The organism is Frischella sp. Ac48 (assembly GCF_019641635.1).
GTDB lineage: Bacteria > Pseudomonadota > Gammaproteobacteria > Enterobacterales > Orbaceae > Frischella > Frischella japonica.
In genome coordinates this window covers 96,336-117,452 of the sequence record NZ_JAETXP010000003.1, presented here as the reverse complement: position 1 = coordinate 117,452, position 21,117 = coordinate 96,336, and the positions used below count along the sequence as shown (strand labels likewise).

Genomic DNA, 21,117 nt, shown 5'->3' with positions numbered 1-21,117 from the left:
CTTAATGCCTCTTTCCACATAATCAAATAAGATCGTCAGATTAACCAAATCTATCTTCGTTGTAAAAAGATGATCTTAATATAGCGAAATTTACAATTTTCTCGATAAAAATTCTGTTAAAAAAGCATAAAAGATCCAAATAATTGATCGAATCATGCTGCCAAAATAACCTATTAACAAACAGAAAAACAGCGATTAAACTGATTTTTTGTGGATAACTCTGTCATTAAAACGATCACAATCCTGTTATCAACATGGAAATAACTTTTCACATATTAATCAATGTGGATAAAAAGGATCGTTATCCATAGCTTAATCCTAAGTTTAATTAGAGTTATCAACACGTTTTGATCCTTAACAACATATTGATAAATAAGGGCTACAAAAATTTATACACAAAGATCTCTTTATTAATAATAAAAAATATAATCTAAAAACATAAAAGATCCTTTTAATTATTTAGTGATCACAAACAGATCATTTGACGTAGCTAAAAAGACGAGTAAAATTTATCATTCGAATAAATTCCTATCTCTTGATAGCCATTTTTTAATTATATTCAGTTGAGGTTAGATATGTTTTACCCAGATCTTTTCGATGTCATCATCGTCGGTGGCGGTCATGCAGGTACTGAAGCAGCAATGGCATCAGCAAGAATGGGTAGAAAAACACTGCTTTTAACCCATAATATCAATACATTAGGACAAATGTCATGCAATCCAGCAATTGGTGGCATTGGCAAAGGACACTTAGTTAAAGAGATCGATGCAATGGGTGGATTAATGGCCCAAGCAACGGATCATGCTGGGATCCAATTTAGGATCTTAAACGCCAGTAAAGGTCCTGCCGTTAGAGCTACGCGCGCACAAGCAGATCGTTCCTTATATCGCAATAACATCCGAATTGCATTGGAAAATCAACCTAATTTAATGCTTTTCCAACAATCAGTTGAAGATGTGATCATTAAAAACGATCAGATCACAGGTGTTATTACCCAAATGGGTATCAAATTCAAAGCTAAAGCAGTTGTGATCACAGCTGGTACATTTTTAGCTGGAAAGATCCATATTGGATTAAATAATTATAGTGGTGGACGCACAGGTGATCCTGCTTCAATCGGTTTATCACATGCTTTGCATCAATACCCATTTAGAATAGGTCGCTTAAAAACAGGTACACCACCAAGGATCGATGCGCGTACAATTGATTTTTCTCAATTAGGGATCCAAGCGGGAGATGATCCTATACCCGTGTTTTCATTTTTAGGAAAACCAAGCGATCACCCTAAACAGATCCCTTGTTACATAACATCAACCAATGAAAAAACCCATGAGATCATTCGCAATAATTTAGATCGCAGCCCAATGTATACCGGCGTGATCGAAGGGATCGGACCGCGTTATTGTCCATCTATAGAGGATAAGATCATGCGTTTTGCGGATCGCAATTCTCATCAGATCTATTTAGAACCAGAAGGATTAAATAGTAATGAAATTTATCCAAACGGAATTTCTACCAGCTTACCATTTGATACACAGCTCGCTTTTGTACGTAGTATGAAAGGTCTCGAAAATGCGAACATTATAAGACCAGGATATGCAATTGAATATGATTATTTTGATCCACGGGATCTCAAACCAACTCTTGAAAGCAAAGTGATCAAAGGATTATTTTTAGCCGGTCAGATCAACGGTACTACCGGGTATGAAGAAGCTGCTGCCCAAGGACTGCTTGCAGGATTAAATGCAGCTCGTTTTGTGTATGACGAAGAACAATGGTATCCAACTCGCGATCAAGCTTATCTGGGCGTATTAGTTGACGATCTTTGTACATTAGGTACTAATGAACCTTATCGTATGTTTACTTCTCGTGCTGAATACCGTTTGATGTTACGCGAAGATAATGCCGATATCCGTTTAACTGAAATTGGTCGAAAGTTAGGTTTGGTAGATGATTATCGCTGGCTACAGTTTAATCAAAAAATAGAAGCTATTGAACAAGAACGTGCACGATTACGCGATATTTGGGTTCATCCACATATTGAAACTATTGATGAAGTCAATGCGGTGTTAAGTGCTAATTTAACCAAAGAAGCTAATGGTGAAGAGTTATTAAAACGTCCAGAGATGACTTATAAAACCTTAAAATCATTATCACTATTTGCTCCAGGTTTAGCAGAAGGACAAGCTGCAGAACAAGTTGAAATACAAGTTAAATATGATGGTTACATTAAATTGCAAATTGAAGAAATCGAACGACAGAAACGTAATGAAGAAACACTAATTCCGCAAGAAATTGATTATGCTGATATTTCAGGTTTATCTAATGAAGTTGTTGCCAAATTAAAACAACATAAACCGGTTTCTATCGGTCAAGCTTCGCGAATTTCAGGGATAACTCCAGCTGCAATCTCAATGTTATTAGTTTATTTAAAGAAAAAAAATTACATCTGTAAAAAGGCACTATAAGTTATGTTAAAAAGCCAATTAGTTAAACTTATTCAACAAACGGATCTTTTGATTAGCGAGGCACAAATTGATCAATTGATTCAATATGTCATGATGCTTGATAAATGGAATAAAGCTTATAATTTAACGTCTATACGTGATCCTAATGAAATGTTGATAAAACATATTATGGACAGTTTAGTCATTTCTCCATACTTATTAGGTCAAGAATTTATTGATGTTGGAACCGGCCCTGGATTACCAGGGATTCCACTAGCCATTATTAATCCAGATAAACACTTCGACTTAGTTGATAGTCTTGGTAAACGTGTGCGCTTTTTAAAACAAGTGCAATTCGAACTAAAATTAAGTAATATTCATCCGGAACAAAGTCGAATTGAAGCGTATCGTCATAAACAGTTTGATGGCGTAATCAGTCGTGCTTTTGCTTCTTTGATGGATATGCTTGATTGGTGTCAACATTTACCAAATAAAACGGGATTATTCTATGCATTAAAAAGTCAAGCTTCACAAGAAGAGTTAACTAACCTATCCCATGATTATCAATTAAAAAACTGTATAAAATTACAAATTCCGCAGTTAGATGCTGAACGTAACTTATTAATTATTCAAAAATTGACAGCTTTAAATTAAAAAATTTTTATCAAGACCACATATTACTTGATGTGTGGTCACAAATTGATTTTTATTTATTAAGTTATTCATGTTACAATCTGCCGCCAGTGGTCATTTAAATTTAAATGATTAATAGATTTAAAACACTGAGGTCATTTCATGAAAATTGTCGAAGTCAAACATCCCCTTGTCCGCCATAAAATAGGTTTAATGCGTGAACATGATATTTCAACTAAAGATTTTAGAGCGCTTGCCAGCGAAGTCGGTAGTTTATTAACCTATGAAGCCACGGCGGATCTGCCAACAGAAAAAGTTACAATTCAAGGTTGGTGTGGTCCAATCGAAGTTGAACGTATTAAAGGTAAAAAAATCACAGTAGTACCGATTTTACGGGCAGGTTTAGGTATGATGGATGGCGTTTTAGAACATATCCCAAGTGCTAGAATTAGTGTGGTTGGTTTTTATCGTAATGAAGAAACCCTTGAGCCAGTACCTTATTTCCAGAAATTAACATCTGATATTGAAGATCGTATAGCTTTAGTGGTCGATCCAATGTTAGCTACAGGTGGATCGATGGTTGCAACAATCGATCTTTTAAAGCAAGCTGGTTGTCAAAATATTAAAGTTTTAGTTTTAGTTGCGGCTCCAGAAGGGATCAAAGTTTTAGAACAAGCGCATCCAGATGTTGAATTATATACGGCATCAATTGATGAAAAATTAAATGATAAAGGATATATTCTCCCTGGTCTTGGTGATGCGGGAGATAAAATTTTTGGTACCAAATAAATCAATTTTTAAACCGGCGATAGCCGGTTTTTTTCTGTCTGTAATTTATTAAATTTAAAGAGGAATAACAATAATGGTTTCTAAAAATATTTCTCAACACCTTTCTAAGCATACATTGTTAGATATTATCACTGGTGCTCAGATGTTGTTTGTTGCTTTTGGCGCATTAGTTTTAGTTCCGCTTCTGACTCGACTTGATCCTAATGTAGCATTATTTACTGCTGGCGTAGGGACATTACTTTTTCAAATCGCAACGCGTGGTAAAGTGCCGGTATTTTTAGCATCATCTTTTGCTTTTATTGCCCCTATTTCTTATGGTGTTAAAATGTGGGGAGTTGCTTCGACATTAGGTGGATTAGTTGCAGCTGGTTTAGTGTTTATGTTGTTTGCCTTTTTAGTGAAAATTAATGGTGCGAATATTATTGAACGCATTTTACCGCCAGTGGTGACCGGTCCGATTATTATGGTAATTGGTTTATCTTTAGCGCCTGTTGCTGTCAAGATGGCAATGGGGAGCGATATCGAAACAAGTTTACCGAAATACCAGTTAATTATTATTTCAATGGCTTCTTTAATAACGACACTAATTGTTGCAATTTGGGCAAAAGGTTTTGTTAAATTGGTACCGATTATTTCCGGTATTATCGTTGGGTATAGTTTGTCAATTTGGTTTGGGTTAGTCAATTTTCAGCCGATTATTAGTGCTCCTTGGTTCTCATTACCGCATTTTTCTTATCCAGAATTTCAATGGCAGGCTATACTCTATATGATTCCGATTGTCATTGCTCCGACAATTGAACATGTTGGTGATATTATGGCAATTAGTAGTGTAACAGGCAAAGATTATACCAAAAATCCTGGGTTACAAAGAACATTGTTTGGTGATGGATTAGCAACATCAGTAGCCGGTTTTTTAGGTGGGCCACCTTGTATTACTTATGCTGAAGTCATTGGTGCTGTGACATTAACACGTAACTTTAAAACGCGCGTGATGACATGGGCGGCAATATGGGCTATTGTTATGTCATTTGTTGGTAAAGTGGGAGCATTTCTAGCATCTATTCCTTCCGTTGTTATGGGGGGGATTATGGTATTATTATTTGGTTCTATTGCTTCTGTTGGAGTCAATATATTAGTTAAACATAAAGTTGATCTCTCTATTTCACGTAATATGTGTATCACAGCATTAGTTCTGGTATTTGGTATTGGTGGAATGGTGTTTGATTTTGGTAATTATGTTTTACAAGGTATTAGTTTATGTGGTATCGCCGCTATTGTATTGAATCTGATTTTACCGCATAAATAAAATTTTGCTAAGATAAATGTTATTTATCTTAGCATCTCAATTTAATTAATTTATTCAATAATATCGAATATTTATTTTATTAATGATGATGATAAAACTGTGTTGAATTTTTCTTTTTTGTCTTCATATTGCTTTTTAGGTTTCAGAATTTATACTACATGGGTCATAAAATAGAGCGAGGTATTAGCGATTCATTCCCATCAGTTGGTGCTACCAGTTTCATTACCGGATACTGAAACGTTTGCTAGTTTTTATACCGGTTATAATGAATTATTAATCAATTATTTGAAAGCGTTTTTAAATAAGACGGGTTTTCACTCTCTCTATTTTTGGGCTAACGCATCTTCGGGAAGAACGCATTTGTTACATGCAGCATGTCATGATATGTCACTTTCCCATAAATTAATTAGCTATATTCCACTTGAGCAATATTTATTGTTAACCCCGGATATTTTAGTTGGATTAGAAAATTATGATTTGGTGTGTTTAGATAATATCGATCATATTGCCGGTAATAAGCAATGGGAAGAAGCTATCTTTGATCTATTTAATCGGTTATTAGAAAATTCACAAGCAAAATTATTAATTACTGGTAATCATTCACCAAAGCAAATTCCTTTTAGTTTACCTGATTTAGTGTCTCGATTAGAGTGGGGACAAGTTTATCAATTAAAAGAACTCAGCGATGGCGATAAATTAAATGCTTTGCAATTACGTGCTAAATTGCGTGGTTTTGAGTTGTCTACTGACGTCGGACTATTCTTATTAAAACGGGTCGATCGTGATATGCGTTCATTATTTAATTTATTAGATAAATTAGATAAAGCCACTATCACCGAACAAAGAAAGTTAACCATTCCTTTTATTAAAGCCATAGTTAATTTATAACGTTATGGAGGGGAAACGTGAAGAATAATGCTAAAGCAATAGTTTTTTTCGATTTAGATGGAACCTTACTAACTCGTGATATTAAAGTGGCTGATAGTACGGTTAAAGCAGTTAAAAAGTTGCGAGAAAATAACATATTACCCATAATTGCAACGGGTCGATCATTATTTGAAATTGAGCATATTATGCAGCATACAGGCATTAATTCTATTGTGAGTATGAATGGTCAATCAGTTATTTTTGAGGGAAAACCAATTTTTTCAAATGATATTGACCCTCAGATAATAGATCGTATATTGCAATTTTCTCATTCAGAAACGGGTATTCCTATCGCTTTTTATAATGATTATATTATGCGTATTTCTGAACTCGGCGAACCAGCAACGAAATTTTATCACTATTTACAACAAGCTATTCCACCGGTTGATGATAAGATTCATTATCAAGAACCGATTCAAATGTTATTGCTTTTATGTGAAAGTGGCGAAGAAATTTATCGTGATGTTTTCCCAGAGCTGAGCTTTGTACGTAATACACCTTATTGTGTCGATGTGATTAATGCAAAAAGTTCTAAGGCTTTTGGGATTAAAAAATTATTACAAAAAGCCCCATTACAAAATATTCCAACTTATGCATTTGGTGATGGCTTTAATGATATTGAGATGTTTGAGATAGTTGATCATCCAATCGCAATGGCTAATGCAGTCACACCGTTAAAACAACTCGCTGAATTTATCACTGATGATAATAATCATGATGGAATTGTAAAAGGCTTACAACGTGCGGGTTTGATTTAATTAGCACTGTATTTTATTGGTTTATAAACATACTTAAGTTGAAATTAATTCATGAGTTAGTTTTATATCTTATTATTTTATATTTTTTATTATTTAGGATAAATCACTCCTAAACTTATGGCTTTTGTTGCACCAGTTACTGTTGGAATATTACTCGATAAATTATGTATTCGGCAATAAGCTAACCAAGCAAAAGCAATAGCTTCCATATAATCACTACTAGTACCTAACTCATCAGTCGTTTTTACTGACCAATTGGGTAACCATGCTGCAAACCGCGCCATAAGCAATGGATTTTTAGCACCGCCACCACAGATTAATAATTCATTTGGTAATTGTTTATTCAGTGATATTTGATTTATTATAGCTGTAGTTGTTACTATTACCGTAAGTTCGATAAGTGTTGCTTGAATATCTTGTGGTGCGAGAGAAAAGCCGGTCAATTTATCGAGTAACCAATTAAGATTAAATCGTTCACGTCCAGTGCTTTTCGGATAGGGTAATCGAAAATATTCATCATTTAATAAGTGTTGTAACAAGGGTTGATTTACGCTACCTGTTTTTGCCCATTTAGCATCTTTATCGTAAGGAAGTGCTAATTGTTTAGCAATCCAACTATCGAGTAATACATTACCTGGACCTGTGTCAAAACCAATAAGCGGATGATTAGGGGATAACACCGTGATATTACTTATGCCGCCAATATTTAAAATAATGCGATTTTTATTGGGATCACTAAATATTGCCTGATGAAAAGCAGGTACCAAAGGTGCACCCTGACCACCATATGCCATGTCTTTACGGCGAAAATCAGCAATGGTTGTGATGGCTGTTTTTGCAGCAATGATATTTGCATCACCTATTTGCATTGTAAAGGGATAGCAGCCATTAGGTGAATGAAAAATAGTTTGCCCATGACAACCAATGGCATTAATTTGTGTTCTATCTAAATGATGGGTTTGAATAAACTTATTAATGCAATGCGCGTATAATTGACCTAATTGATGATCGAGCTCACCTAATTTAAGTAATGTACATTGCTGTTGTTGACATAACTGTAATAAATTGGCTTTTAATGAGCTTGGTAACGGATAACATTCGCCACTAATAAATGTGATGTTATCAACTGAAATATCGACTAAAGCAATATCGATACCGTCTAAACTGGTACCAGACATGACGCCAATATAAAGAGTGGATTGCATAATCGTTATCCTTGTCGAATGATATCACCGGTGAAAATATCACGAATTTGCGATGGATTACATCGGTGACCGGTTTCGCCATTTAATACAGGAAATGAACAGCCAAATTGTGTTTCAACTTCAGTCAGTGTTCGGCATGGTAGATAACCTGAAAGGTTAGCACTCGTTGAAACAATTGGTTTAGCAAACGCTAAACAAAGTTGGTGAGCCAAAGGATGATGACAAATCCGAATGGCAATAGAATCGAATTGTCCGGTTAACCAAAGTGGGGTATTGGCATTTTTCGGCACTAACCATGTGATAGCTTGATCGGATGGCTGATTAATTAATTGTAATTGTTGTTTGGTTAAAAGAGTTTTATCAAAATAAGGTTTTAATTGTGCTAGATTAGCACCAATTAATATCAATCCTTTTTCTGGTGATCGTTGTTTTAAAGATAATAATTTTAAAATAGCTGATTGATTATCGGGGTCACAGCCTAAGCCAAATACTGCCTCGGTCGGATAAGCGATGACTTCTCCAGTGATTAAACGCTGACAAGATTCAGTAAGGGTTAGTGCTGTCATAGTTTTAACGAACAAATAATAGTTAACGATAGAACATTTTAAGGCTAATGATATACTTCATCAAGTTACATCATTAATTTCATTTTTATACCATCAATTATCAATAGCTAACGCACCATTTTTTATATAACCACCTGATACTGTTTTAACTAACCCTTCTAATTCTAGTTCTACTAGTTTTATTGCAACATCGGTTACAGTTTGTCCGGTTTTATCAGCAATGATATCAATGGGCATAGCATGATGATTAATTACTGCTAAAATATCATTGTGGAGTAACGATGATGTTGCATATAATTGTGTCTGCTTTTTTAACCAGTTTAAATGATTAGTATAATGTTCTAATATATCACTAGGTTTAGTGACCAAATATGCTCCTTGTTTTATTAACCAATGACTACCGCCACTATTAAGATGATCTATTTCACCCGGTAATGCAAACACATCACGATTTTGTTCTAATGCATAGCGTGCTGTGATTAAAGATCCACTATTGGGTGATGCTTCAACGACAAAAGTTCCTAAACTTAACCCACTGATGATGCGATTACGGCGTGGATAATATTCTGAACGAGCTTGAATATTAGGTAAAAATTCAGAAATGATAGCGCCTTGATTAGCTAAAATATCGCGGGCTAAGTAATGATTTGTTTTTGGCGCGATATAATTTAATCCACTACCTAGTACGGCGATGGTTTTACCTTTTACATCTAATGCCCCACGGTGGCTGATAGCATCAATCCCTAATGCCAAACCACTGGTAATTGTTAATCCATTTATAGCTAATTCTGCAGCAAAATAGCGAGCCCATTGTGCGCCATAATCGGTAAATTGTCGGCTACCAACCATCGCGAGCTGGGCAGTGGCTAATAGCAAAGGATCGCCTGTGACAAATAAAAAAAGTGGCGCGTTGTTAATTTGTTTTAGCTGTTCTGGATAGGCTGGATCATAGTAACTAATTAAATGATGATTATCCTGATTTAACCAATCTAATATTGGTTGAACATTAAATTGATAAAATTGTTGGATCTGTTCTTTGCTGAGTTGGCACTGCCGTAATATCAATTCATCATCAATATCATTAACTGATGTGTTAATATATGTCTTTAATTTTGAAGGTTTTTTATGTTCTAGCATTGAAAAACGGATTAATAATTCATATTTATTCATAACATACTATTTTACTAATAGATATTTATACCCTATGCATTAGTTTAAATAGTGTTTAAACTATACCAAATTTAAATCCCTTGACTGAGAGGCAGATCGAAAAATTTATGGCTATTTTACCTGTATTACGTTTTCCTGATGAAAAGCTACGCAAAGTGGCTAAACCGGTTGATACGGTTACCCCCGAAATACAACAAATTATCGATGATATGATTGAAACCATGTACGCCGAAGAAGGCATTGGCTTAGCCGCGACTCAGGTTGACGTTCATCAGCGGATTATTGTGATAGATGTATCAGAAGAGCGTGATCATGTATATGTCATTATTAATCCCGAAGTGATCAGTAAAGAGGGTGAAACCGGTATTGAAGAAGGATGTTTATCAGTACCTGAATGTCGTGGTTTTGTGCCTCGAGCTGAGAAGATAAAGATCAAAGCGCTTGATCGTAATGGTGAAGAATATATAATTGATGCTGATGGTATTTTAGCAATTTGTATTCAACATGAAATGGATCATCTTATAGGTAAACTTTTTGTTGATTATTTATCGCCATTAAAACGGCAGCGCATTGAACAGAAAATGAAAAAAATGACTCGTCTAGAAACCAAACGTTAAGCGTGTTTTTATATATTTTGTTAATAGATAATCTTCATCTTTTTGATGTATATGATGTTGCCAAAATTATTATAAATTTAAAATATAACAATGCAGCTAATAAGGAATGATGATGGATATTAAAGAACTTTGCCAACGTTATAGAACGGGCGAACGGTTTAAATATCTTTATTTTTGGGGACATAAACAAAAACGACCATCTTCAGTGATAACGAAATGCTGTTTTAGCCAATGGTATTCAAGTTCTTTTATCGTTGATGATATTTATTATGCAACGGCTGAACATTATATGATGGCTGCAAAAGCGAGACTCTTTAACGATAATAAAATATTACACGATATCCTGAAAACCCACGATCCAGGTACTGCTAAAGCATTAGGTCGTCAGGTGAGGGGGTTTAATGAAAAAATATGGCAAGACAACTGCTTTTCGATTGTAATTGCCGGTAATTTAGCTAAATTTTCGCAGAATCAATCCTTAGCCGATTTTTTATTAGCAACTAAAAATAGAGTTTTAGTTGAGGCAAGTCCAGTAGATAAAATTTGGGGCATTGGTTTAGCTGAGGATAGTCACAATATTGACAATCCGTTAACTTGGCGTGGAAAAAATTTATTAGGATTTGCTTTAATGGCGGTGCGTGAACAATTATTCAATAATTAGTGTTTTCAAAATTCAATTTTTATAAATTGTTACGCTGTGGGTGCTATCCTTTAATTGATAGCGCATTAAAGACAAAGAAAGAGATAAACACAAAATTCTAATCAATACCATGATTTAACTTATTAACAATCCATACCCGTAGTTTCTTTCCTTGAGTTCTAGCAGAAAAAACCCAATAGCCTTTATACTCGATTGGAACAGTAATAGATATAAAATATCGATGAGAAGGTGGTATATCATTATGTAAATCTACATGTTGATTGCAATCAAATTCAATATCTGAGTTTAATTTGTTAATAATCCAATTGGACAGGGTTAAGTTGTTCTTTTTTGCTTCTTTGCTCCACTTCGACTTTGTTTTAAAATTAACAGCAAGTTTAACGATAGTAGTTTTCACAAAATACTCCTTTAAATTAAAAGTAACTATTTATAAATAAATAGTTACTTTTTTGAAAAATTATCTAATTTTTCTTATATATGTTATACAGAAAATTATACCCTACCATAAATGAGAGTTGTATTATAATCCGAAACAATATTACGATCTTTACTTGATAAAGAGTCGGAAATTCGTTTTAATTTAAACAAATAATCATCTTTATATTTGCTTTGTAATCTCGGATTTTGCAATTCAATAATAACAATAGCCAAAAAACAAGATCATAATCAGGCAATTTATAATATTTTGAAATATTCAATCTAAAATAAATTGCACGTCTTATACCAATAACTTTTCTCATTCGTTGATATAAATTACTATACAAATCACATTCTCTGCTTATAGTGTAGAAAGTTTAATTGGCCTATTTGTAACATACATAGTCCCCTTTTGAGTGAAGAACTCTTTAATAGTTAAATTGCGCTAACAACGCATATACATAACATTATGTATACATCACCTATTATAATGTTTTTTTTCAAAAAAAAGAGTAACTAAAAGATTAAACAGTATTAGGATATTATAGTGTTATAAGTTCTAATATAGAAAAGGCTATATCATGAAATATAGCCTTTGAAGAAACAATAATAATTAATCTGTAGCTGAACCTTCGTAATATCGCTGATCACAGTCAATAATTAGTAATGTATAGTCATCGTAACGAGTAGAATACTTACTACATCTGATTTTTACACCTGATTCTTCTATACGATTTTCATCACATGAAATTACTTTTGTATAGTCTTGTTTGTACTCAACAATACTTGATAACTTATCACAGATTAAAGTCGCTTTACCCCTTTTTTCAACAACTCGAAAAAACAGCAGAACTCAGAAACGAATAATGCATAGATCCGCCAATTATATATCCAGTAGATACACGATCAAAAAATGATTTAAATTGTTTCATACAAATTAATTTGCTGACAGAAAATGTAAACAGGTGTGTCTTTATATTTGCGATGTTCTCGGTTGATTTTGCGTAAGTATGATTTATCAAACAAAAGAGAGTACAAGTAAGGTTATTTAGAAAGTGGGCAATAATGCCCACTAGTTATTTTATCGACATTTGGTTTTGATAAAATCAACAATTTTAGTGATATTGATAATTTCTTTTTGAACACTGGATCGATGTTTATATTCTACTTCACCATTCACTAAATTACGTTCACCAACCACAATAGTATGTGGAATGCCAATCAATTCCGCATCAGCAAACATCACGCCTGGGCGTTCTTTGCGATCATCAAATAGTACATCAATTCCTGCTGCTTGCAATTGTGCATAAAGTTGCTCTGCCACTTGTTGTACTTGTTCAGATTTATGCATATTCATAGGAATAATGGCAACATGAAATGGTGCAATAGCCTCTGGCCAAATGATACCGCGATCATCATGGCGTTGTTCGATTGCAGCGGCAACAATACGACTTACGCCAATACCGTAACACCCCATAATCATCACATGATTTTTACCGTCTTCACCTTGGACAGTTGCGTTCATGGCTTGTGAATATTTAGTGCCAAGTTGGAAAATATGACCAACTTCAATACCACGTTTGATTTGTAGTGTACCTTTATTATCAGGGCTGATATCACCTTCCACAACATTGCGAATATCAGCTATGCGTGGTAGCGCTGTATCACGTTCCCAGTTGATATTAAAATAATGTTTATGATCGATATTGGCGCCGGCACTAAAGTCGCTCATTACTGCAACATCACGATCGATAATAATTGGCATAGTTAAGTTAATTGGACCTAATGACCCAGGACCTGCATTAACCATAGCACGAATTTCTTCTTCAGTGGCAAATTCCAGTGGTGAAGCGACAATATCTAATTTTTCGGCCTTTATTTCATTTAAAGTATGATCACCTCGAACCAATAAGGCAACTAATTGTTGTCCGCTTTCTTTGCTCGCTTTAACGATTAATGTTTTAACTGTTTTTTCAACCGGTAAATTAAATTGTTCGACTAATTCTTCGATAGTTTTCGCGTTTGGTGTATCAACCAATTCCATAGCTTTAGTCGGTTTTGGGCGGCTTTGTGTCGGTGCTAATGCTTGTGCCATTTCGATATTTGCCGCGTAATCGGATTCGGTTGAAAATACAATATCATCTTCACCACTATCGGCTAACACCTGAAATTCATGTGATGAACTGCCACCAATAGAGCCGGTATCGGCGCGTACTGCTCGGAAATCAAGACCAATACGGGTAAAAATAGCACTGTAAGCAGCATACATATCATCATAAGTTGTTTGCAATGATTCTTGTGATGTATGGAATGAGTAAGCGTCTTTCATAATAAACTCACGTGAACGCATTACCCCAAAACGAGGACGAACTTCATCACGGAATTTTGTTTGAATTTGGTAAAAATTCAAGGGTAATTGTTTGTATGAACTCACTTCATTGCGGATTAAATCAGTAATGACTTCCTCATGTGTTGGGCCTAACACAAAATCACGATCGCCACGATCTTTTATCCGCAATAATTCTGGACCATATTGTTCCCAACGACCGCTCTCTTGCCAAATATCAGCAGGTTGAACCACAGGCATTAATACTTCAATGGCTCCAGCTTTGTTCATCTCTTCTCGAACAATGTTTTCAACTTTTTTAAGTACACGATAACCAGTGGGTAGCCAAGTATATAATCCGGCGGCAACTTTACGGATCATGCCGGCACGTAACATTAATTGATGACTAACCACTTCAGCATCTGCTGGGGTTTCTTTTAGCGTAGAAAGAAGATATTTACTGGTTCGCATGAATTTATCCCAAAAAATTGATTTATAAATATGATAAAATGCTAGCTAGTTTAGCAGTAGCTAGCACAACACCAAAGTAATTTTATTATTAATTGATAATAAAAGATTACCTATAAAGTATCGCAATTATCTATGTGACAAGTTGAAAATACGCTTATCTAATCAGAATTTGACTGAGTTACCTTTTACGGTATTTATGTTTAAATAAATGATTCCATCATAATAGAAAGCGATGATTGTGATACGCAATACAATATAAAAATGAAATAATATTCAACAAATTGAATAATAACGATTTATTTAATTAAAAAAAATCACGTCATGATAAGTAAATTTTGTTATTATTCTTACCCATTTAAATAAGTAGGACAATTCAAAAATTAATTTACAATGAATAACGAAACGATAACTCAAAAAAATGTTAATTATCAGAGTACAACTGATAATAAATTTCCTCGATGGCGAGCAAGTGATACTGTTTGGATGTTAAGTCTATATGGTACTGCTGTGGGGGCTGGTGTATTATTTCTTCCCATTAATGCTGGAGTCGGGGGCTTAATTCCATTACTGGTAATGTTGGTGCTTGCTTTTCCAATGACCTTCTTCGCTCACCAAGCATTATGCCGATTTGTATTGTCGGGAAAAAATAATGATAGTGATATTACTGATGTGGTTGAACAAGCGTTTGGGCGAACAATTGGCGACGGAATTACCCTACTCTATTTTTTAGCGATTTATCCCATTTTATTAGTTTACAGTGTTGGGGTGACCAATACCGTTGATAGCTTTATTGTCCATCAATTGGGTTTTTCATCCCCGCCACGCATATTATTGTCATTTATACTACTGGCAATTTTGATGTCGATTGTCCACTTTGGCGAAAATTTAATTGTTAAGGTTATGTCTGTTTTGGTATTTCCCTTTCTGACTGTATTAATGGCATTTGCATTATTTTTAATTCCGGAATGGAATATGGCAATATTTGATAATTTTTCTTGGTCAGGTAATGTAACTAACCAAACTCAGAGTATTTGGCTAACTTTATGGTTAGTGATTCCAGTTATGGTTTTTGCATTTAATCATTCGGCAATTATTTCATCTTTAGCCGTGGCTAAACGTCAGGAATATGGTGATCAATTTGCTGAAGCAAAATGTACACGAATTATTGCTATGAGTAATGTGATGATGGTGGTGACGGTGATGTTTTTTGTGTTTAGCTGTGTATTATGTCTAACACCAGCTGAACTATTGGAGGCCAAGGCGCAAAATATCTCAATATTATCTTATTTAGCCAACCGATTTAATTCACCGCTTATTGAATATGTGGCTCCGCCTATAGCTTTAGTGGCAATGTCTAAATCATTTTTAGGTCATTATTTAGGTGCTAGAGAAGGCTTTAATGGGGTTGTTACTAAAGCATTACGATACAAAAACATTAGTATTATGCCCAAACGATTAAATAATATAACCGCGATTTTTATGTTTCTAACAACTTGGATTGTTGCGACGTTTAATCCTAGTATTTTAACCTTGATTGAGTCACTTGGTGGTCCTGTACAAGCGATATTACTCTTTATCTTACCGATGTATGCGATTCATAAATTACCAGCATTAGCTAACTATCGCGGAAGATTAAGTAACTTATTTATTGTGATAACAGGATTAATTGCGATTTCAGCCACGTTATATGGTTTAATGTAATTTAACATGATCATGTGTTGGATAAACAGTTGAGATTGATTATCGAAAGATCATAGTTCGATATGTGAAGGAGTGAGTATTGAGCTCAATATTTGAAATATTTAAAATTGGTATTGGTCCATCTAGTTCGCATACTGTTGGACCAATGCAAGCGGGTAAATTATTTATTGATCAACTGATTGATACAAATTTACTACCAACAGTAACCACTATTGTTGCTGATGTGTATGGATCGTTATCTCTAACTGGTAAAGGTCACCAAACTGATATTGCAATTATTATGGGGTTAGCCGGTAATCAACCTGATTCGGTGGATATAGATGAAATCCCTAGCTTTATTGAAAAAGTAAGTAACAGTGGTCGTTTACCGATTTATCAAGGTGACTATGAAATCGATTTTCCGTTAACACAATGTATGCGGTTTCATAATGAATTTTTACCATTACATGAAAATGGTATGACATTAACCGCTTATCAGGGGCCTAACATCGTATTACAAAAAACTTATTATTCGGTGGGTGGTGGAAAAATTGTTGCTGAACAGGATTTTGGTCAGGTAGAGCCGGCTAAAATTCTGTTACCGTATCCTTTTTCCAGTGCGGAAAAGTTATTGCAATATTGCCAGGAACATGCGTTGTCTATTTCCACTACAGTATTAAAAAATGAGCTCAGCTATCATTGTTATGCTGACATTGAAGCTTATTTTTTACGGGTAGGTAAAACTATGCAAGACTGCATAGAGCGAGGTATTCATAGTGAAGGCTTATTACCCGGTTCATTAAAAGTACCACGTCGAGCATATGCATTATACCGACAGTTAATCGCTTCCTCACAAATGATGATCACAGATCCTATGATAGTGATTGATTGGGTGAATATGTTTGCGTTAGCTGTTAGTGAAGAAAATGCTGCCGGTGGTCGGGTAGTTACTGCACCAACCAATGGCGCCTGTGGGATTATTCCTGCAATCTTGGCATATTACGATAAATTTGTGACCCCATTAACCCCAGATAGTTATGTGCGTTTTTTTCTAACTTGTGGAGCAATTGGCCAACTTTATCAAACCAATGCTTCGATTTCTGGCGCTGAGGTAGGCTGTCAAGGGGAAGTGGGGGTGGCTTGCTCGATGGCAGCAGCAGGATTGGCCGAATTACTTGGTGGTAATCCTGAGCAAGTGTGTATCGCTGCAGAAATTGCCATGGAACATAATTTAGGACTAACATGTGATCCCGTCGGCGGACAAGTACAAGTTCCGTGCATTGAACGCAATGCTATTGCTGCAGTAAAAGCCATTAATGCTACCCGTATGGCGTTACGTCGTACTACTGCAGCGAAAGTTTCGCTCGATAAAGTAATTGAAACCATGTACAAAACAGGGCGTGATATGAATGCTAAATATCGAGAAACATCGCGTGGAGGATTAGCTATCACCATAAAATGTGAGTAATCACTAATAAATTTAAGCTCGGTAAAGTGCTTTTTTAGAACATCTCTGTCGTTGTTTTGTTTCCATACTATTGCCTAGGAGAAATCCTTATAATGATAAATTAATAACCGCAGAAGATTATCTCAAACCGTGTGGATTTAATGTTATAATAAATAAATTTTTATTGGTTAATAATACAAAGTTATGTCAGATCCTAAGTTTATTCATCTCCATGTTCATAGTGATTTTTCCATGATTGATGGCATGGCTAAAATCGATGTTTTAGTCAAGCAAGCCGTTGCGATGAATATGCCGGCGATTGCAATTACTGATTTTTCTAACCTATGTGGATTAGTTAAATTTTATGGTAGTGCTTTATCAAAAGGATTAAAACCCATTATTGGTGCTGATCTGAAAATTCGTGATGAAGAGTTGGATGAATTTTATGATATTACGGTATTAGCAGCCAATAATGAAGGTTATCATAACTTAACATTATTAATTTCAAAAGCCTACCAACGTGGCTATATCAATGATGGTCCGGTAGTTGATAAACAGTGGCTTATTGATCACAAAACAGGTTTAATTCTATTAGTCAGTTATCATAGTGATATTGGTTTTGGTGTAATTCGTGCCAATCAAGCCATTGTGACTCGGGCAATCGAATTTTATCAAAGCCATTTTGCTGATGCTTGTTATTTAGAACTCATCCGTACCGGAAGAGAAAATGAAGAGTTATTTATAAAACAAGCACTTAAATTGGCTGAACAGTACGATTTACCTGTTGTGGCAAGTAATGATGTTCGATTTATTTCTGCCAGCGATTTTGAAGCCCATGAAATTCGAGTTGCTATTCATGATGGCGACACCTTAGATGATCCAAAGCGTCCTAAAAAATATTCAGCGCAGCAATATTTCCGTAGTGAAGCTGAAATGATTGAACTGTTTTCTGACATTCCAGAATCCTTAATTAATAGTGTTGAAATCGCTAAACGTTGTAATGTTTCAATTCGATTAGGTGAATATTTTCTTCCCCAATTCCCTACTGGTGAAATGAGTACCGAAGATTTTCTGGTACATAAAGCCAAGCAAGGTCTTGAAGAACGGTTAGCTTTTTTGTTTCCAGATCCACTAGTTCGTAAAGAACGCCGTCCAGAATATGATGAACGGTTAGCTATTGAATTATCTGTTATCAATCAAATGGGATTCCCAGGTTACTTTTTGATTGTGATGGAATTTATTCAATGGTCGAAAGATAACGCCGTCCCAGTTGGTCCAGGACGCGGATCGGGGGCCGGCTCATTAGTGGCGTATGCATTAAAAATTACCGATCTTGATCCATTAGCATTTGACTTACTATTTGAACGTTTTTTAAATCCAGAACGTGTTTCAATGCCAGATTTTGATGTTGATTTTTGCATGGATAAACGTGATTTAGTTATTGAGCATGTAGCAGAAATGTATGGTCGTGATGCAGTATCACAAATTATTACATTTGGTACCATGGCCGCGAAAGCAGTAATCCGTGATGTGGGGCGAGTATTGGGTCATCCCTATGGTTTTGTTGACCGCATTTCCAAATTAGTTCCCCCGGATCCTGGTATGACACTGGCTAAAGCTTTTGACGCCGAACCGCGTTTAAAAGAACTCTATAATGATAATGAAGATGTTAAAGGACTCATTGACATTGCTCGCCAATTAGAAGGGGTAACGCGAAATGCCGGCAAGCATGCTGGAGGGGTAGTGATTTCACCTACTAAAATTACTGACTTTGCACCGATTTATTGTGATTCAGAGGGACATCATCCGGTTACCCAATTCGATAAAAATGATGTTGAATATGCTGGGCTAGTTAAATTCGACTTCTTAGGTTTAAGAACATTAACGATTATTGATTGGGCATTAGCGATGATTAATGAGCGTATGCAACGTGAGGGTAAACCGTTAGTTGACATTAATCGTATTTCGTTAGATGACCAAGCATCATTTGAATTATTACTCAAAGCTGAAACAACAGCAGTATTCCAGTTAGAATCACGCGGTATGAAAGATCTTATTCGTCGCTTAAAACCAGACTGTTTTGAAGATATGATCGCGTTAGTGGCACTGTTTCGACCGGGTCCGCTACAATCTGGCATGGTAGATAACTTTATAGATCGTAAGCATGGACGGGAAGAAGTCTCTTATCCTGACAGCCAATATCAGCATGAATCATTAAAACCAATTTTAGAACCAACCTATGGCATAATTCTGTACCAAGAACAAGTAATGCAAATTGCTCAGACGTTAGCCGGTTATACCTTAGGTGGTGCAGATTTATTACGCCGCGCCATGGGTAAAAAGAAACCGGAAGAAATGGCAAAACAGCGTTCGGTATTCAAAGAAGGGGCTGAAAAACAAGGAGTAAATGGCGAATTATCAATGAAAATCTTTGATCTAGTTGAAAAATTTGCTGGTTACGGCTTTAATAAATCGCATTCTGCAGCATATGCTTTAGTCTCTTATCAAACATTATGGCTTAAAACCCATTATCCTGCCGAATTCATGGCAGCTGTGATGACGGCTGATATGGATAATACTGATAAAATTGTTGGCTTAGTGGATGAATGTTTAAGAATGGGTATTAAAGTTAATCCACCCGATATTAATAGTGGTTTATACCACTTTCATGTCAATGATAAAGGTGAGATAGTATACGGTATTGGTGCAATTAAAGGTGTTGGTGAAGGTCCTATTGAAGCTATTGTTGAAGCACGTAATAACCAAGGTAAGCAAGGTTACTTTAAAAATATATTTGAATTATGCGCCAAAACTGATATTAAGAAGCTCAATCGTCGGGTATTAGAAAAACTCACTATGGCAGGTGCATTTGATAAAATAGGCCCACATCGTGCAGCAATATTGCACAGTATTAATGATGCGATACAGGCGGCTGATCAACATGCTAAAGCACAAGATATTGGTCAGGAAGATATGTTTGGTGTATTAGCCGAAGAACCTGAACAAGTAGAACGAGCTTATAGTAGTGTTGCCCAAATGCCAGAACAAGTATTACTTGAGGGGGAACGTGAAGCTTTAGGATTGTATCTAACTGGGCATCCTGTCACCCAATACCTTAAAGAATTAAGTCGTTATACCAATGGTGCGCGGATCAGTGAAGCAAATCCTACCGGATGGGGAAAAATGGCAACATTTGCTGGATTAGTGATTTCGGCTCGTATTCGGTTAACGAAAAAAGGCAATCGCATCGGTTTATTTACCTTAGACGATCGTTCAGGTCGTATTGAAGTCATGGCGTTTGGTGAAACATTAGAAAAATTTGAACATCATCTGGTACAAGATAAAATTTTGATAGTATCCGGGCAAGTCAGTGTTGATGATTTTAATGGTGGCTTCAAGCTTACAGCCAGAGAAATTGTAGAACTGAGCGAAGCACGTGAAAAATATGTAAAAGGACTTAGTCTTTCTTTACAAGACACTGAAGTGAATCCATTTTTCTTACAACAATTACAAAAAATATTTGAACCACATCGCAATGGCACAATTCCAGTTAATGTCTATTATCAAACCGATCAAGCCAGAGCGCGTATCCAATTTGGTACAACTTGGCGTGTGACACCAACTGATAATTTGCTGATTAGTTTAAAAACGTTACTTGGTAATGAACGCGTGGAATTGGAGTTTGATTAATTAATAA

General features: G+C 35.4%; 16 protein-coding genes. 11 read left to right on the top strand and 5 right to left on the bottom strand.

All coding sequences use genetic code 11. The features are described 5' to 3' along the window. The first annotated feature begins 575 nt into the window (after positions 1 to 575). The 6 genes from mnmG to JMI89_RS02915 all read left to right on the top strand — a co-directional run bounded on the left by mnmG (position 576) and on the right by JMI89_RS02915 (position 6,860). A complete protein-coding gene (gene mnmG / locus JMI89_RS02940) occupies positions 576 to 2,468 on the top strand; it encodes a tRNA uridine-5-carboxymethylaminomethyl(34) synthesis enzyme MnmG (protein ID WP_220679297.1) in 1,893 nt (630 codons plus the stop codon). Between the two features lie 3 nt (positions 2,469 to 2,471). Continuing rightward, on the top strand, positions 2,472 to 3,101 hold the full coding sequence (gene rsmG / locus JMI89_RS02935) for a 16S rRNA (guanine(527)-N(7))-methyltransferase RsmG (RefSeq protein ID WP_187756325.1): 630 nt from the start codon (positions 2,472 to 2,474) through the stop codon (positions 3,099 to 3,101). Between the two features lie 141 nt (positions 3,102 to 3,242). Next, a complete protein-coding gene (upp, locus tag JMI89_RS02930) occupies positions 3,243 to 3,869 on the top strand; it encodes a uracil phosphoribosyltransferase (protein ID WP_187756326.1) in 627 nt (208 codons plus the stop codon). A gap of 73 nt (positions 3,870 to 3,942) precedes the next feature. Then, positions 3,943 to 5,175, top strand: a complete 1,233-nt coding sequence (locus JMI89_RS02925) for a uracil-xanthine permease family protein (RefSeq protein ID WP_220679296.1) — start codon at positions 3,943 to 3,945, stop codon at positions 5,173 to 5,175. Between the two features lie 189 nt (positions 5,176 to 5,364). Continuing rightward, complete coding sequence (gene hda, locus JMI89_RS02920; protein WP_187756427.1) at positions 5,365 to 6,063, top strand: DnaA inactivator Hda; 699 nt, start codon at positions 5,365 to 5,367, stop codon at positions 6,061 to 6,063. Positions 6,064 to 6,080: 17 nt separating this feature from the next. Continuing rightward, the gene (locus JMI89_RS02915) at positions 6,081 to 6,860 is read left to right on the top strand and encodes a Cof-type HAD-IIB family hydrolase (RefSeq protein WP_220679295.1); all 780 of its coding nucleotides are present in this window, start codon (positions 6,081 to 6,083) and stop codon (positions 6,858 to 6,860) included. Positions 6,861 to 6,949: 89 nt separating this feature from the next. On the opposite strand, the gene JMI89_RS02910 is transcribed toward JMI89_RS02915, so the two are convergent. The 3 genes from JMI89_RS02910 to dprA form a co-directional block, all read right to left on the bottom strand. Then, positions 6,950 to 8,065, bottom strand: coding sequence for an anhydro-N-acetylmuramic acid kinase (locus tag JMI89_RS02910; RefSeq protein WP_187756329.1), 1,116 nt, complete (start codon positions 8,063 to 8,065; stop codon positions 6,950 to 6,952). Positions 8,066 to 8,070: 5 nt separating this feature from the next. Next, on the bottom strand, positions 8,071 to 8,631 hold the full coding sequence (locus JMI89_RS02905; protein ID WP_220679294.1) for a Sua5/YciO/YrdC/YwlC family protein: 561 nt from the start codon (positions 8,629 to 8,631) through the stop codon (positions 8,071 to 8,073). A gap of 93 nt (positions 8,632 to 8,724) precedes the next feature. Next, entirely contained in the window at positions 8,725 to 9,801 is a 1,077-nt protein-coding gene (gene dprA / locus JMI89_RS02900) for a DNA-processing protein DprA (RefSeq protein ID WP_220679293.1), read from the bottom strand. A gap of 107 nt (positions 9,802 to 9,908) precedes the next feature. Between dprA and def the strand changes: the two genes are divergently transcribed. Together def and JMI89_RS02890 are read left to right on the top strand one after the other, a co-directional pair. Then, complete coding sequence (gene def, locus JMI89_RS02895) at positions 9,909 to 10,418, top strand: peptide deformylase (RefSeq protein WP_220679292.1); 510 nt, start codon at positions 9,909 to 9,911, stop codon at positions 10,416 to 10,418. A gap of 112 nt (positions 10,419 to 10,530) precedes the next feature. Then, positions 10,531 to 11,079: an NADAR family protein gene (locus JMI89_RS02890; RefSeq protein ID WP_220679291.1), complete on the top strand. Its 549-nt coding sequence runs from the start codon at positions 10,531 to 10,533 to the stop codon at positions 11,077 to 11,079. Between the two features lie 97 nt (positions 11,080 to 11,176). Here the strand turns inward: JMI89_RS02890 and JMI89_RS02885 are convergent, their stop codons facing one another. Together JMI89_RS02885 and proS are read right to left on the bottom strand one after the other, a co-directional pair. Then, the gene (locus JMI89_RS02885) at positions 11,177 to 11,476 is read right to left on the bottom strand and encodes a hypothetical protein (RefSeq protein ID WP_187756333.1); all 300 of its coding nucleotides are present in this window, start codon (positions 11,474 to 11,476) and stop codon (positions 11,177 to 11,179) included. A gap of 1,101 nt (positions 11,477 to 12,577) precedes the next feature. Then, on the bottom strand, positions 12,578 to 14,293 hold the full coding sequence (gene proS, locus JMI89_RS02880; RefSeq protein WP_220679290.1) for a proline--tRNA ligase: 1,716 nt from the start codon (positions 14,291 to 14,293) through the stop codon (positions 12,578 to 12,580). Between the two features lie 390 nt (positions 14,294 to 14,683). Here proS and JMI89_RS02875 point away from each other — a divergent pair, with 390 nt between their 5' ends. The 3 genes from JMI89_RS02875 to dnaE all read left to right on the top strand — a co-directional run bounded on the left by JMI89_RS02875 (position 14,684) and on the right by dnaE (position 21,110). Continuing rightward, positions 14,684 to 15,994: a serine/threonine transporter gene (locus tag JMI89_RS02875; protein ID WP_187756335.1), complete on the top strand. Its 1,311-nt coding sequence runs from the start codon at positions 14,684 to 14,686 to the stop codon at positions 15,992 to 15,994. 79 nt (positions 15,995 to 16,073) lie between these two features. Next, positions 16,074 to 17,441, top strand: a complete 1,368-nt coding sequence (locus tag JMI89_RS02870; protein ID WP_220679289.1) for an L-serine ammonia-lyase — start codon at positions 16,074 to 16,076, stop codon at positions 17,439 to 17,441. 183 nt (positions 17,442 to 17,624) lie between these two features. Next, a complete protein-coding gene (gene dnaE, locus JMI89_RS02865) occupies positions 17,625 to 21,110 on the top strand; it encodes a DNA polymerase III subunit alpha (RefSeq protein WP_220679288.1) in 3,486 nt (1,161 codons plus the stop codon). Positions 21,111 to 21,117: the final 7 nt, after the last annotated feature.

Excerpts from the sequence above, each read along its gene's own strand:
- mnmG (WP_220679297.1), top strand. The coding sequence starts at position 576 with ATGTTTTACCCAGATCTTTTCGATGTCATCATCGTCGGTGGCGGTCAT.
- rsmG (WP_187756325.1), top strand. The coding sequence starts at position 2,472 with ATGTTAAAAAGCCAATTAGTTAAACTTATTCAACAAACGGATCTTTTG.
- upp (WP_187756326.1), top strand. The coding sequence starts at position 3,243 with ATGAAAATTGTCGAAGTCAAACATCCCCTTGTCCGCCATAAAATAGGT.
- JMI89_RS02925 (WP_220679296.1), top strand. The coding sequence starts at position 3,943 with ATGGTTTCTAAAAATATTTCTCAACACCTTTCTAAGCATACATTGTTA.
- JMI89_RS02910 (WP_187756329.1), bottom strand. The coding sequence starts at position 8,065 with ATGCAATCCACTCTTTATATTGGCGTCATGTCTGGTACCAGTTTAGAC.
- JMI89_RS02905 (WP_220679294.1), bottom strand. The coding sequence starts at position 8,631 with ATGACAGCACTAACCCTTACTGAATCTTGTCAGCGTTTAATCACTGGA.
- dprA (WP_220679293.1), bottom strand. The coding sequence starts at position 9,801 with ATGAATAAATATGAATTATTAATCCGTTTTTCAATGCTAGAACATAAA.
- def (WP_220679292.1), top strand. The coding sequence starts at position 9,909 with ATGGCTATTTTACCTGTATTACGTTTTCCTGATGAAAAGCTACGCAAA.
- JMI89_RS02890 (WP_220679291.1), top strand. The coding sequence starts at position 10,531 with ATGGATATTAAAGAACTTTGCCAACGTTATAGAACGGGCGAACGGTTT.
- proS (WP_220679290.1), bottom strand. The coding sequence starts at position 14,293 with ATGCGAACCAGTAAATATCTTCTTTCTACGCTAAAAGAAACCCCAGCA.
- JMI89_RS02875 (WP_187756335.1), top strand. The coding sequence starts at position 14,684 with ATGAATAACGAAACGATAACTCAAAAAAATGTTAATTATCAGAGTACA.
- dnaE (WP_220679288.1), top strand. The coding sequence starts at position 17,625 with ATGTCAGATCCTAAGTTTATTCATCTCCATGTTCATAGTGATTTTTCC.